This window comes from Enhygromyxa salina (assembly GCF_000737335.2).
Taxonomy (GTDB): domain Bacteria; phylum Myxococcota_A; class Polyangia; order Nannocystales; family Nannocystaceae; genus Plesiocystis; species Plesiocystis salina_C.
The window spans coordinates 143165-156698 of sequence record NZ_JMCC02000001.1 but is presented as its reverse complement, the minus strand read 5'-3'; the positions used below and the strand labels follow the sequence as shown (position 1 = coordinate 156698).

The 13534-nt window shown below is 68.3% G+C and carries 9 protein-coding genes; 7 read left to right on the top strand and 2 right to left on the bottom strand.

The features are described 5' to 3' along the window. Positions 1–91 precede the first annotated feature (91 nt). A complete protein-coding gene (locus DB30_RS00660) occupies positions 92–1336 on the top strand; it encodes a hypothetical protein (protein WP_146657750.1) in 1245 nt (414 codons plus the stop codon). A 206-nt stretch (positions 1337–1542) separates the two neighbouring features. Here the strand turns inward: DB30_RS00660 and DB30_RS00655 are convergent, their stop codons facing one another. Next, positions 1543–7224 carry a trifunctional serine/threonine-protein kinase/ATP-binding protein/sensor histidine kinase gene (locus DB30_RS00655; RefSeq protein WP_052545972.1) on the bottom strand — a complete coding sequence of 1894 codons (5682 nt, stop codon included), beginning with the start codon at positions 7222–7224 and terminating at the stop codon, positions 1543–1545. Between the two features lie 250 nt (positions 7225–7474). On the opposite strand from DB30_RS00655, the gene cobA reads away from it, so the two are divergent. From cobA to DB30_RS00640, 3 genes are all read left to right on the top strand, one after another. Further along, the gene (gene cobA / locus DB30_RS00650) at positions 7475–9094 is read left to right on the top strand and encodes a uroporphyrinogen-III C-methyltransferase (RefSeq protein ID WP_052545971.1); all 1620 of its coding nucleotides are present in this window, start codon (positions 7475–7477) and stop codon (positions 9092–9094) included. 27 nt (positions 9095–9121) lie between these two features. Beyond that, a complete protein-coding gene (locus tag DB30_RS00645) occupies positions 9122–9796 on the top strand; it encodes a CDGSH iron-sulfur domain-containing protein (protein WP_052545970.1) in 675 nt (224 codons plus the stop codon). Between the two features lie 315 nt (positions 9797–10111). Then, positions 10112–11008 (top strand): LysR family transcriptional regulator, encoded by an 897-nt coding sequence (locus DB30_RS00640; protein WP_240480132.1) that lies wholly within the window; start codon positions 10112–10114, stop codon positions 11006–11008. 6 nt (positions 11009–11014) lie between these two features. Here DB30_RS00640 and DB30_RS00635 read toward each other — a convergent pair whose 3' ends face one another. After that, positions 11015–11488 carry a nuclear transport factor 2 family protein gene (locus DB30_RS00635; RefSeq protein ID WP_052545969.1) on the bottom strand — a complete coding sequence of 158 codons (474 nt, stop codon included), beginning with the start codon at positions 11486–11488 and terminating at the stop codon, positions 11015–11017. 144 nt (positions 11489–11632) lie between these two features. Between DB30_RS00635 and DB30_RS00630 the strand changes: the two genes are divergently transcribed. From DB30_RS00630 to DB30_RS00620, 3 genes are all read left to right on the top strand, one after another. Further along, entirely contained in the window at positions 11633–12022 is a 390-nt protein-coding gene (locus DB30_RS00630; RefSeq protein WP_052545968.1) for a hypothetical protein, read from the top strand. Positions 12023–12088: 66 nt separating this feature from the next. Beyond that, a complete protein-coding gene (locus DB30_RS00625) occupies positions 12089–12358 on the top strand; it encodes a hypothetical protein (protein WP_052545967.1) in 270 nt (89 codons plus the stop codon). A gap of 101 nt (positions 12359–12459) precedes the next feature. Continuing rightward, the gene (locus DB30_RS00620) at positions 12460–13524 is read left to right on the top strand and encodes a TolB family protein (RefSeq protein WP_165703565.1); all 1065 of its coding nucleotides are present in this window, start codon (positions 12460–12462) and stop codon (positions 13522–13524) included. The last annotated feature ends 10 nt before the right edge of the window (positions 13525–13534 follow it).

Sequence of the window (13534 nt, the reverse complement as noted above, 5' to 3'; positions counted from 1 at the left end):
CGAGAAGCCCTCGCCCAAGCTGAAGACACTCCCGCAACCATCGCGCAAGCTCGGCGCGAGCCCACCTCGCGAACACAGCTAGCGTGAGTTTGTGCGTACGCGTGTGCAAACCGTGCTGCTGTCGTCGCTGCTCGCGTCGCTCGCCTGTCACCACGAGGGTGAATTTGGCTATCTGAAGTTTGACCTCGACCCCTTGGTCGACCCGCTGATCGAGCTTCACAGCGGCGATCAGATCCTGTTTGGCTCGCGGATCTGCCCCCAGATCGTGATGGCGGAGAGCGAGTGGATCGAAGATCGCGCCCAGTTCCGTGGCTGTTTCAGCGAGACCGTGACAGGCCCCGGCTGGCTCGACGCGGACGGCTGTCTGCGCTTCGAAGGCATCGGCGAGGTCAAATCCAAGTTCATCTGGGCCCTGACGCCAAGCGCGTGCGGCGAGCGTGCAGAGCGGCTGAGCTTCGCGATTGTCGACAGCACCGCGCACATGCAGCTTGGCTTCGACGAGTGGCAGCTGCGCGCGCTGGCGCTGGCACAGGACGCCGGGTTTGGCCTGCAGGTCGAAGGCCTGCCACCGGGAGGCGAAGCCGCTGATCTGCTCGAGCCCGACGACACCGCACGCCGGGTCTTCGCCAACCAGATCGACGTACCCCTGATGCGCATGAGCAACGCCAAGGGCACCGTCTACTGGACCGCGCCCGAGGTGAAGCTCCGGGGGATCGGCGCTGGCATCGCCACCCTCGCGTCCGAGCACCTCGCCCCCGGCGAGCTCGCCGTCCGCCTCGCGCCAGGGGCGAGCGGCCACATTCGCGCAACCCTGCCAAGCGGTGACACCCTGAACTCGCCCCCGCTGATCGCCGCAACGATCCACGACGCCGCGAGCCTCGACCTGCTCCACGTCGACACCCACCTGTTCGCCGACGTCCGCGACGCCGCCGGCCACCGCCTCCACGCCGCCCCCATCGAGTGGAGCGTCACCGAGGGCGCGCTGGCGATCACCCCCGGCTCGCTGCGCAACCACGCCAGGACCCGCGAGTACGCCAGCGTCGACACCCGCTGTCAGCCCCCGCCCGACCACCCTCAACACCGCCAAGCGATCGTCCGCGCCCAACTGGGCGAGCTCGAAGACACCGTCGTCGTCGAGTGGCACGCAACCCCCCGCACCCCGACCCGCCCCTTCGTCCCAAACGAAGACTGCTCCTTCGCCCCCCCTCAACCAGCCCCCTCTTCCCCCTGCACCTGCACCACCACCCCAATATCCCCCACCCCTCTCCTCATCTTCCTAGCCCTCCCTCTGCTCCTCCTACTGCCGCTGCCCCCCCGCAGGCAAAACCCAAATTAGCAAAAGAGAGCGAAGCGTTCCCAAAGCCAAACCCGACCTTGGGCCTGCTCCTCCTACTCCCACTGCCCCCCGCAGGCAAAACCCAAATTAGCAAAAGAGAGCGAAGCGTTCCCAAAGCCAAACCCGACCTTGGGCCCGAGCGAAGCGAGGGTGTCGATCCGCACGGAGGCGAAGCCGAGTACGGACCGAGTCGGGCAGGCTTTGGGCTAAATAGTCTTTGTGGGGAGTTCTAGGTGGAAGCTCGCCGAGACCCCGGGCTCATTCTCGAGCCGCAGCTCCCCCCCGTGCTCCGCGACGATCCCATGGCTAACCGCCAGCCCCAGCCCCGTCCCTTGATCGCGCCCCTTCGTCGTGAAGAACGGATCAAAGATCCGCGCCACGACATCCTCGGGTACGCCGCCCCCCGTGTCGGTGACCGTCAACCGCACCCACCCCTGTCCGTCGCGCTGGAAGGCCGATCCCAAGATCTCGATGCGCCGCTTCTCGTGGTAGTCCGGCCAGCGTCCGCTGACGGCGTCGCGCGCGTTGGTGACCAAGTTCATGATCACCTGCTGGATCTGCTGGACCCGGCAGTCCACGGTTGGCAGCGTGTCGGGGATCTCGATGTGCAGCGCGATCTGATCCTTGCGCAACACTGTGCGGATCAGCGACAGCGTGCCTTCAACGACATCCGCGAGCTTGGCCGGGGTCGCGGCCCGATCGCCCTCTTGGCGTGAGAACGCCAGCAAGTTCCGAACGATCGTCGCAACGCGCTGCGACTCATGACCGATCTCTTCGGCGAACTCGCGGGTCATGTCGCTGACATCCTCCGCGCTGGCGATGAGCTCGGCGTAGTTCATGATCCCCTGCACGGGGTTGTTGATCTCGTGGGCGACGCCGCTGGCCAGGGTCCCGATCGACTCGAGCCTTTGTTGCTGGCGCAGCACGGCCTCGAGCTTGGCGTGGCTCGCCTCCGCCTCACGCCGCGCGCTGATGTCGGTCCCAACCGCGATGACTCGATCCACCCGGCCGTCGACGACGATCGGCGCGAGCCGGGCGGTGTACCAGCGCGACTCGCCGCTGAGAAAGTGCGCGCGCAGCTCGAGCTCGCGGTGCTCGGCGTCGCGGATGACCTCGGCCATCGCCGTGCGCAGCTGCGGCAGGTAGGCCGGATCGATGAACTCACCCGCGAGCCGATTCGCGCGGCGGTCGGACTCGCCGACGCCCTGCTTGGCGACGCGCTCGACGTGATCCGTGTGGTTGAGAAATTCGACGCGTCCCGCTCGGTCCACGAGCATCACCACGTCGGGCAGGCCCTCGACCAGCGAGCGCCAGCGGACCTCGCTCGCCCGCAGCTGCTCGTACAGCCGCGCGTTCTCCAGCGCGCTCGCGGCCTGGGTCACCAACAGCTCGAGCACCTGCAGGCGATCCTGCGTGAAGCTCCTGGGGCTGAGCTTGTTCTCGAGGTACAGCAGCCCGACGTACTCCCCCTGCTTGAGGATCGGCAGACACAAGACCGATCGCACGCGCTGGTGGTCCACGTAGGGATCGCTGGCAAAGCGCAGATCCGTGGCGATGTCGTCGAAGATCGCGGGCTCACGGGTGCGCTCGACGAAGTGCAGCAGCGACAGCGGCGCGCGGCTGCCCACCTCTGTGAGCGGCACGGGATCACGCAAGAAGCTCTCGAGCGGCTGCTCGGCCGAGCACAGGGCGACCAGCGCCGTGCGCCCTTCAACCCGCAACAACAGAGCGCCCCGATCCGCGCCAGCGTTCTCCAGCGCGAGCGCCATGACCCGGCCAATGACCTCGTCGAGCCGAATCTCCGCAGAGATCGCCGCCGCGGTCTTCAGGATCGTGGCCATGTCGAGGGCGTGCGCGGACGTTGAGCCGCTCCCGCTGCCAGTCTGGCGGAGCGTCCCGGTCGAGTCGCCGAGCCTCGACCCGGTCCGCCCGCTCGAGCCACGCCCCTTCCAGGTTCCGCTCCCCTCGCCCGTTCGCTCGCCGACCTCGTAGCCGCGCTCGCCGCTGGCGTCGTCGCGCGTCAACGCCGGCCAGCGTCGCTCGAGCGCCGCGACCTTCGTGAACGCGCCCCAATAGTGATAGCGCGCGCGAGCGTCACGTAGCGGTCCAAGCGCGAGCTCCTCGAGCCCGCGCGCGCGCGCGTGCGCGGCCATCCGCTCGAGCGCGATCGCTTCGGTCATCAGCGCGCGCTGTGACGCGGCCTTGTGTCGCGCCCGCCGAAACAGCTCGAACGCCCGCATGATCGGCCCGCGGATCGCCACGAGCTCGGCCTCGAGCAGCAGCGCGTCGGCCTCGAAGCCCACGGTTCCCTCGACCACGTAGCGCCGCAGCCGACGGTGACAGCGCTCGAGGATCCACATCAAGCGCACGCGCTCGACCCGACCTGCCCGGGGATACAAGACCGCCGCCAACAGCCCACGAACTTGGAGGTACGAGCCCACCTCCCACGCGGCCAAGCTGTCGCTGTCGAGCTCGCGCTCATGGGCGTCGAGCGAGGCCATGGCTTCGCGGTGGCGCCCAAACAAGAAGAACAATTGCGCTTGCAGCTTGACGACCGACAGCCGCCCGCGCGCAAACTCGGGGGTCCTCGAGATCGACTCGAGCCCAAGCGGATCGGGCAACGCCAGCAGCTCTTCGTCACCCGAGAGCATCAAGCGCGCAAAGTCGAGGTATGCCATCGGCGGCGGCACCAGTGCCCGGGCGTTCCACTGCTGCAGGCGGTGGACCGCGACCTCGGTCGCGCGCTCGAGCGCGCGCAGATGCAGCCCGCTAGCGAAGCTCAACGAAGGCTGCATCGAGGTCGCGTACCCAGCAAACTCGAGATCGCCGGCCTCGAACGCACGCGCCCCCGCGTCGCGCATCGGCGGCAGCACGTCGGGGTACGCGGACCGCCAGCTCACGACCAGCGACCGGAGCATGTCCATCCGATGCCGCATCGCGGCCGGGCCCTCGAGCTCGGCGAGCTCCTGCGCGATCGCCAGGATCTCGAGGGCTAGATCTCGCTGCGCGACCGAGACCAGCAAGCCGAGCTGGGTCAGCGCCAGCGGCCCCGACGTGTGGCGACCATGGGTCAGCAACAGCTGCACGTGGGTCGCAACCAACACCACGTGGATCTTGCGGTCGACCACGTGGGCGACGGTTCCAAGCATCATCAGGATGCTCATCGCAGCTTTGGCCTTGGGTGCGTCGGCCCGCGGCCGGTTGATCAGCTCGCGCAGCTGCTTGGGCCGCAAATTCGGCAGCTGCCGCAGCAATCCAGCCCCGGCCTCGAGCTTGCCCCGCGAGGTCTCGAACTCGTAGCCGAGCGCGCGCAGACCCGCGAGCCCGGCCGCCAGCGCCGTCCGGCGATCGCTGGCCAAGACGTGAACCTCGATCCGCTTGGACACGATCCGCCCGTAGTCCGACGGCTCGACCCGGCGCCGCAGCAGGGCCTCGAAGCGTCGCTCCGATCGCTCGCGCTGGCCACACAACGCCAGCGCCTGCGCGAGCCCGAGCTCGAGCGCCAGCCGCAGCGTGTGCCCTGGATCGCCCGGCTCCGGGAACACCCCCGCGCGCTCGAGCAATTTGACGCCAGCGTCGAGGTAGCTCGCCGCGGTCGAGGCCGCGCCGCCGTTGAGCGCCTTGTAGCCCGCGAGCGCGTTGAGCTCGGCCAGGTTGTCGCGGGCAAACTCGTCCATCGCGGCGAGCGACCGCTCGGCCCGAGCCGAGGCCGCGGCCGGATCTTCGTCGGACAGCGGGATCAAGCCGCAGCCGAGATCCAGGTGGTCGACGAGATCGAACACCGCGTCAGCCAGATCGTTGAGGCCGACCCGATCGAGCCGAAACTGACCGATCTCGCGGTGCAGCGTGCAGCGACGCTCGAGCGAGACCATGGTGTAGGCGACCTCGCGGATCCGGTCGTGGGTGAACGCGTAGCGGCTTGCGCCGACCGCCGTGAGCAGGCCCTCTTCAACCAGGCGCACCAGCCCGCGGCCAAGGTGCTTGGTGCCCGCCGTGAACTCGAGGGTCGCAACATCAAAGCGGGTGCCGATCACCGCCGCCACCGTCAACAGCTCGCGCGGCCCCTCGTCGAGGCGCCCGAGCTTCTCGGTCATCATCTCGAGCAGATCGTCGGGGATCCCGGCGAGCTCGATCGCCTGCTCATCCCAAGCCCAGCCTTCGGCGGTGGCCCGCAACAAATTCAGGTCGACGAGGTGCGCGAGAAACTGGCGAATGAAGAACGGGTTTTGATTGGCCTTGCGCCCGATCAAGGCCGCGAGCGAGGCGACGTCGTCGGGGCTGCGGGCCAGCGAGTCGCCGACCATGGCCGCGATCTCCCGGCGCCCGAGCGGGCCAAGGTCGAGCCACAAGATCTGGTCGCGCTCGGCCTCGCAGGTGTCGATGACTTCGCGCAGCGGGTGGCCGCCCGTCAGCTCGTCGAACCGGATCGTCGCCAACACCAACAGCGCGCCGCGGGGCTCGGCGAGCAGCGCCGCGAGCAGCTCGCAGCTGGCACGATCGGCCCAGTGAACGTCGTCGAGCGCGAGCGCGAGCGGGTGCTCCGCGCGAGCGAACACCGAGATCAACCGCGCGCACGCCAGCGCCGTCCGGTTGTGCGCTTCGGCCGGGCCAACATCGACCATCGTCGGGGTTGGACCCACGACCATGCGCAGCTTGGGGACCAGCTCACACATCGCCGGCGCCAGCGAGTCCAGCGCGCTCAGGATCTCTTGCCGCCAGTGCTGCAGCTGCTCGTCGGTCTCGGTCAGCAGCTGCTCGACCAGATCGGTCAGCGCGACCACAAAGCCGGCGTAGGGCTTGTCGCTCTGTTCACGATCGAATTTTCCCCGGGCCAAGAACCCTTGGCGCCCCATGACCGGCTCGGTGAGCTGGGCGATCAGGGCGGACTTGCCGATCCCAGCCGGCCCGCTGATCAGCACGAAGCGTGGCTCGCCCGTCGCGATCCGCCGGTATTCTCGAATCAGCAGCTCGACCTCGACGCTGCGACCGTAGAGCCGGTGCGGCAGCTGCAAGGTCATCGGCACGTCGTCGAGCCCCAGCTCGAAGTGCTCGAGCCCACGACCCTCGCGCAGCGCCGTGTCGAGCCGGACGAGATCGGCGCGCAGACCCTGCGCCGACTGGTAGCGCCGCTCCGGCGCCTTCTCGAGCAGCTTCATCACGATCGCCGACAGCGGCGCCGGGATCTCGGCGCGGACCCAGTGCGGCGCCTCGGGGCGGCGGGCGAGGTGGGCGTGGATCAGCTCGAGCGGCGAGCGGGCCTCGAACGGGCGGCGCGCCGTCAACATCTCGTAGAAGGTGACGCCAAGCGAGTACAGGTCGCTGCGAAAGTCGACCTCGCGGCGGGTGCGACCGGTCTGCTCGGGCGAGACAAACGGCAGCGTGCCAGCGACCACCGCTGGATCGTTGATGCGCTGACGCTCGCTCTCGAGCAGCACCGAGATCCCGAAGTCGGCGATCGAGACCACCCGCGTCTCGGGGTCGATCAGAATGTTGGTTGGCTTGATGTCACGGTGGATCACCCGCTGCGCATGCACGGCGGCCAGCGAGCGCGTGAGCTGCAGGGCGATCTCGAAGAATACATCGAGCGCCAACGGCCGCCCCGCGCAGAACTGCTCGAGGTTCACGCCCTCGCACCACTCGAGCACCACCGCGATCTTCGTGCCCGCGCGCTCGAGCGCCAGCGCCCGCACGACCCCCTCGACTTCGAGATCATGGATCAGCCGAAACTCATGCTCGACCCGAGCCTCGAGGCCCTCGTCGCCCGCGAGCTCGTAGATCTTGGCGACGACGCGGCGCTGATCGTGCTCGCGGATCGCCGCGTAGACCTTGGTTGACGGTGACGAGCGCAGCAGTCGCGGCGTCTGATAGCCATCGAGCGCGAAGCTCACGCTGCCCGCCTCCGCGTAGGTTGCTGCCCTCGACCCTGCAAGTTGGCCCGGGCCAGAGTACACCGGCTATCGCACACAAGCCCCACGCAGTCCGCTATCCAAATGCGGGTGACACCCGCTACTCTGCGCGCAGGCGAGCCACCTCCCCCCACCTGCGCGAACGTGCATGAGTGCCACTCCGACCAACCCTGCTCACCCCGACCCACTCGACCCAAACCCGACGTCCGACACCCCACCCGCGGGGCAGCGCGTGACTGAGGGCTTCGTCTCGCTGGTTGGCGCGGGTCCGTGGGATCCCGAGCTACTCACGCTGGCCGCGCGGGACCGACTCGCGCGGGCCGACGTGGTGATCGTCGACTACCTCGTCAACCCGGCCGTGCTGCTCCACTGCCCCTCCCACACCGAGGTCCTGCAGCGCGTCCGCGGTCAGCACGTGGCGCCCGGCGCCCCGAAGCTCGATCAGGCCCAGGTCAACCTGCTCATGGTCGCGCGGGCCAAGGCCGGGCGCTACGTCGTGCGGCTCAAAGGTGGCGACCCCATGATGTTTGGTCGCGGCGCCGAGGAGGCCCAGTACCTCGCGCAGCACCAGGTGAAGTTCGAGTTCGTGCCCGGTGTGTCGTCGCCGATCGCCGCTCCGCAGGCGGCCGGGATCCCGATCACACATCGCGACCACACGCCCTCGGTCAGCTTCGTGTCGGGCTACGAAGCCTACGAGAAGGCCGGGCTCACCGTCGCTTGGAACCACCTGGCCAACAGCGCCGGGACCTTGGTCTTGATGATGAGCGTCAAGAACGCGCGGACCAACGCGCAGCGGCTGGTCGACGCCGGCCGCGACCCCAGCACGCCCGCCGCGGTGGTCCGCTGGGGAACCCGCGGGATCCAACAGACCGTAGTTGGCACGCTTGGGGACATCGCGGATCGGATCGCGGCCGCGGCGATCCGGGCGCCCGCGGTGATGGTTGTGGGTGACGTGGTCGCGCTGCGCGAGCGGATCCAATGGTTCGAGCAGCGCCCGCTGTTTGGCCGTCGCGTGGTCGTGACCCGAGCCGCGCGCCAAGCTGGTGGCCTGGTCAACCTGCTCGCGGCCGAGGGCGCCGACGCGGTCGTGTTTCCTTGCTTGGACTTCGGGCCGGCCCCCGCCGAGCAGCAGGCCGCCCTCGATCGGGCGCTGCAATCGTTCGCGCCCCGCGGCGCCACGCAAGACGGCGCGGGACCGGACTTCGCGGGCGTGATCGTGTCGAGCCCGAACGGCGTCGAGGCCCTGTTCGACGCGCTCGCCCGCGCGCAGCTCGACGTGCGGATCTTCGCCGGCAAGCTGGTCGCCGCGATCGGCACCGGAACGGCCGAGCGCCTGATCGAGCGAGGCCTTCGCCCCGACATCGTGCCCGCCCGCGCCCGCGCCGAGGGCCTGATCAACGCGCTGCGAGACCACGGCGCGCTCGGCCGCGCGTGGCTGCAGATCCGCGCCGACGAGGGCCGCGAGCTGCTCGGTCAGGCGATCGCCAAGGCCGGCGGACAGCTCGAGCTAGTCGTCGGCTACCAGACCGTGCGCCCGACCGTGCCCAACCTGCTGCTCGCCTCGCTGCAGCCGGTGGACGAGGGCGGCGAGGGCTACGACGCGATCTGCTTCGCCAGCGGACGCACGGCGCGGCACTTTCTCGAGACCACGGGCGAGGCGTTCGGGAACGCGCGGGCCCGGGCTCACCTCGCGCGGGCCAAGGTCATCGCGATCGGGCCCGTGACCGCCGACGCGATCGAAGCCCTCGGGATCCGGGTCGACGCCGTCGCCGAGCAGCAGACCGAAGCCGGCCTGCGCGACGCCGTCGTGGCCACGCTCGCGCGTGCCAACCCCGAACCCAGCGACGATTGAGTCGGGCGATTGAGGTATGCTGCGTCCATGTCGGACAAGTCGAATATTTTCGAGTACCCGGGTGACCACGTTGATGTCAGCTGGGACAAGCGGCTGTGCATTCACGTGGGTGAGTGCGGGCGCGCCGACGGTCCGCTGTTCACGGGTGGCCGCGATCCTTGGTGTGATCCCAACGTCGCCGGCTCGGCCGCCGAGGTCGCCGAGGTGTGCGAGCGCTGCCCAACCGGCGCGCTGACCTACCTGCGCAAGGACGGCGGCGAGGTCGAGCGCGCCCCCGCGCGAAACCAAGTCGTCGTCTCCAACGATGGGCCGCTGTACTTCACCGGCGATCTGCAGATCGCCGGCGCCGCGCAGGACATGGGCGGCGTCCGGTTCCGCGCCGCCCTGTGCCGCTGCGGTCGCTCGGCCAACAAGCCGTTTTGCGACAACAGCCACCGTGCGGCCAGCGACGGGGTCGAGCCCTTTCACGACGCGGGCGCCGTCGGCTCCACGGGTGACGCCTCGATCACCGAGGGCGGTCCGCTCGAGGTCAAGCGCGTCCCCAACGGCCCGCTGCTCGTCAACGGCAGCTTCACGATCGTCACCGGGGCCGGGCGCGTGGCCTGGCGGGGCACCCGGCACGCGCTGTGCCGCTGCGGGGCCTCGAACAACAAGCCGTTTTGCGACGGCTCGCACAAGGCCGCTGGCTTCGTCGCCGAGTAGCACGTCGCCGCGTTCCATCCTCCCGCTCGCTTGCGACTGTGATCAGCTCGGGCGAGGGCTTCTCGCCCGCTTGCGAACGCCTTCGGAGACTGCCTCACCATGGCAGCGAACTGTTTTCAGCTCGGGCGAGGGCTTCTCGCCCGCTTGCGAACGCCTTCGGAGACTGCCTCACCATGGCAGCGAACTGTTTTCAGCTCGGGCGAGGGCTTCTCGCCCGCTTGCGAACGCCTTCGGAGACTGCCTCACCATGGCAGCAAACTTCGCTAACGGAATAATCGGTTCCGTTGCGTAAGGCTACGCTTCATAATTGATCGCGTGGAGGCGCTGCCATCAATCGAGAATCTGCGCTGCTTCGAGGCCGCGGCGCGGACCGAGAACTTTCGCGCAGCGGCCAAGCTGGTCGCGCTCACGCCTGCGGCGTTTGGCCAGCGGATCAAGCAGCTCGAGGATCAGCTCGGCGCGGCGTTGTTCTTGCGCACGACCCGTTCGGTCCGGCTGACCACGGAGGGCCAGGCGTTGCTGCCCCAAGCGCGCAAGATCCTGGTCGAGGCGGGCGAGTGCGCGAGGATCGTCCGCGGCGAGCTCGGGACCCCGCTCTCGCTCACGGTCGGGACCCGCTTCGAGCTGGGCCTGTCATGGTTGCTCCCGCTGCTGCCCGAGCTCGAGCGCGTGCTCCCCCAGCTGCGCGCCAACCTGTATTTCGGCTCGGGCCCCGACCTGCTCGCGCGGCTTGGCGACGGCACCCTCGACTGCGTCGTGACCTCGGCGCGGCTGCCAGATCCAAGCTTCGAGGGCGAGGTGCTGTTCGAAGAGAACTACGTGTTCGTCGCCGCTGCCTCGTTGGTCGAGCACACCCCGTTTCGCCGCCGCCGCGACGCCAACCGCCACCGCCTCCTCGACGTCGACGCCGAGCTGCCGCTGTATCGCTACCTGCGCGACGCCCCTGGCCTGCGCGGCGCGATGCGGTTCGAGAGCCACCGCTACCTCGGGGTTGGCGAGGCGATCCGGCGCCGCGTGATCGCGGGCGAGGGCGTCGCGGTGCTCCCCGAGTACATGGTCCGGGCCGACCTCGCCAACGGCTCACTGGTCCAGCTCCTGCGCAGCGTCGAGCTGCTGCGCGATCACTTTCGCTTGGTGTTTCGCAGCGCGGATCTTCGCCGCGAGCGCTTCTTCGAATTCGCCGAGGCGCTGCGCCGCTGGCCGCTGGCGTGACGGCCCCTACCCCGAATGCTTCTGCAGATAGTTCTCGAGCCCCTTGCGAGCCTGCCCCCGAACTTTGTTGCGGATCACGGAAGTCCACCCCAAGAGCAGCCCCGGCATCCCAAGCGCCTGCCGGGACCAGCGATGAAAGTCGAACTGGTCTCGGTGCTCGATGATCTTGCCATCCGCGAAGCGAAACTCCGCGTCGATCACGTTGTGCACATGCCGGCCGGTCGTCGAGAACGTGTAGTGGGCCTCCCAGTGGGCCGAGCCACGATCGCCCTCGGCCTTCACGTTTGAGAACTCCAGCGAGAAGTCCTGAGCCCGCTCGCACAACATCCGCCACATCCCGCAGGCCTCGCGCGCATCGAGGCCCACGAACACCGGGTCCGAGAAGGTCACCTTCGGGTGGTAGCAAGCGACCATCCCCTCCGCGTCTTGCTTGGCGAAGGCGGTGTAGAACTGCTCGATGACTTCGGTGGGGGTTGGCACGGGGCTGAGGTAACAGATCCGCGCGGGGCCTGTGAGGCCCTTTTCAGTCCGGCCGAGGGGTTTTTGGCAGTTCTCACAATTCTGGTTGCTATTTTTGCCGGTTTCTGGGAACGATAGACGGTCATGCGCCGTACATTTTCTTCCGTGGCTCTGATCGGTTTGTCTGCATCGCTCACGCTCATCGGCTGCGAATCGGATGACGGCAACGGCGGGTCGCTCGACGGTGTGGCCGATGACACGACCGGCGATGGCGATGCCGACACGGGCGACGGCGATGGCGACCCGGGCGACGGCGATGGCGATACGGGCGAGACCAGCGAGCCGGTCGGCTGCAACGTCCCCAGCCCCTACATGGGCGGCTGGGACATCGGCTGCTGCCAAGACGACATCGTTCCAAACGGCTGGTCACCCGGTGGCATCTACGCGGGCACGATCATGCCCGATTGGACCCTTCAGGATCAGTTTGGTGAGAACGTTCGCCTCTACGACTTTTGCCATGAAGCTATATATTTCGAATACGTAGCCCTCTGGTGAGGCTCTTGCCAGGCGCTGGCACCCGCGGTCGCGGGTCTGTTTGACACTTACGATTCCCAAGGCCTGATGACGCTGACCTACGTCAGCGAGGGGGCCGATGGCTCTCCTGCCACATTGGCTGACGTGCAGGCGTGGACCAACAACTACAACCACAAGGGCCTCGTCGTGCGCAGCGACTTGCAGGACGTGTGGTACCCCTTTGGTGTCGACCAAGGCGGCGGCTCGTTCAGCATCTCGCTGCCGGGCACGATCCTCATTGGGCCAAAGATGAAGATCGCGAAGATGGGCGAGCCTACGATTCAAGAGATCGAGCTCGTGATTCCGGGCCCACCCTGAGCCCACGAGGTGGTCCAGCGCCCGCGGGAGCTTGCCGGGCGCGGGACGATCGGCCTCACGGCGCGGTGCGTCGCGCAAGATCGGATCGTGCAGGTGCCCACTTGCGAATAAGTTCACACGCGGGCCTGGTGTTGGCGCTGATCGGCTGTGGCCCAGACGCGATCATCGATCCCGCCAATGTCGAGATCGCGTTCGTTCGCACGCACTACGACGGCGAGCTCCAGCAGCAATTGCGCGGGTTCACACCAGGATCACGCGATGTGGCGCTGCTGCCTCCTGAGCCGGTCGGCGCCCAGATCGGCGGTCTTTGTTGGTCGCCCAACGGCCGGCTGTTGGCCTACTGGCGGCGGCTCGACGACGACGATCTCGAGCAGATCCAGCTGTTCGATCCCGAGGTCGGCGAGGCGCGAGCGCTCACCCAAGGCGCGAGCCCAGCGTGGTCACCGGTCGGGCTCGAGCTCGGGTTTTTGCGCAGGCAGGCGGACGGGAACGAGCTGCGGATCATCGACGTCGAGACCCAAGCCGAGCGGCGCGTCGGGACAGGTCACGTCACGTCGTTCTCGTGGGCCCCCGACGGCGCGCGGCTGGTGGTCGCGGGACTGTGGCCGGAGCACGACTCGAACAGCGCGCTGTATGTCGTCGATGCCCAGACCGGCGAGGCTGTGCGCATCGATCCCGACCCACCCAACGCCTCCTCGCTGCCCTCGGACACGGGCCCCAAGTGGTCGCCCGACGGCTCGACGATCGCCTTTATCTCGGCTGGGCGCAGCGCCGAAGATGTGTACAGCGCGATCTATCGAGTCGACCCAAATGGCGCCAACTTCCGCGAGGCCTCGAGTCCTGCGTATGGAGTGCGCTCGATCGAGTGGTCGCCCCTGGGTGGTCGATTCGCATATTCGTACTGGCACTTCGACGCGGTCTCGCCCTCGGACTACGGGGTCGGACTCAGCTCGGGCCGCGGGTTTGAGGGTGCGAAGTGGGTCGCGTGGTCTCCCGATGCGAACGCGCTCGCGGTTGTCCAAAACACGCGCGGTGAGCTTGGCGAGTTCACGCGACTCCGGGTCGAGCTGATCGATGGACCCCCGAGTCCGGGGCCTGAATCGGGCGATCCCGCGTGGTCCGATACCGATCCTGCCTGGCGCCGACTCCCGTCCGCGTCACCGTGAACTGGGCACG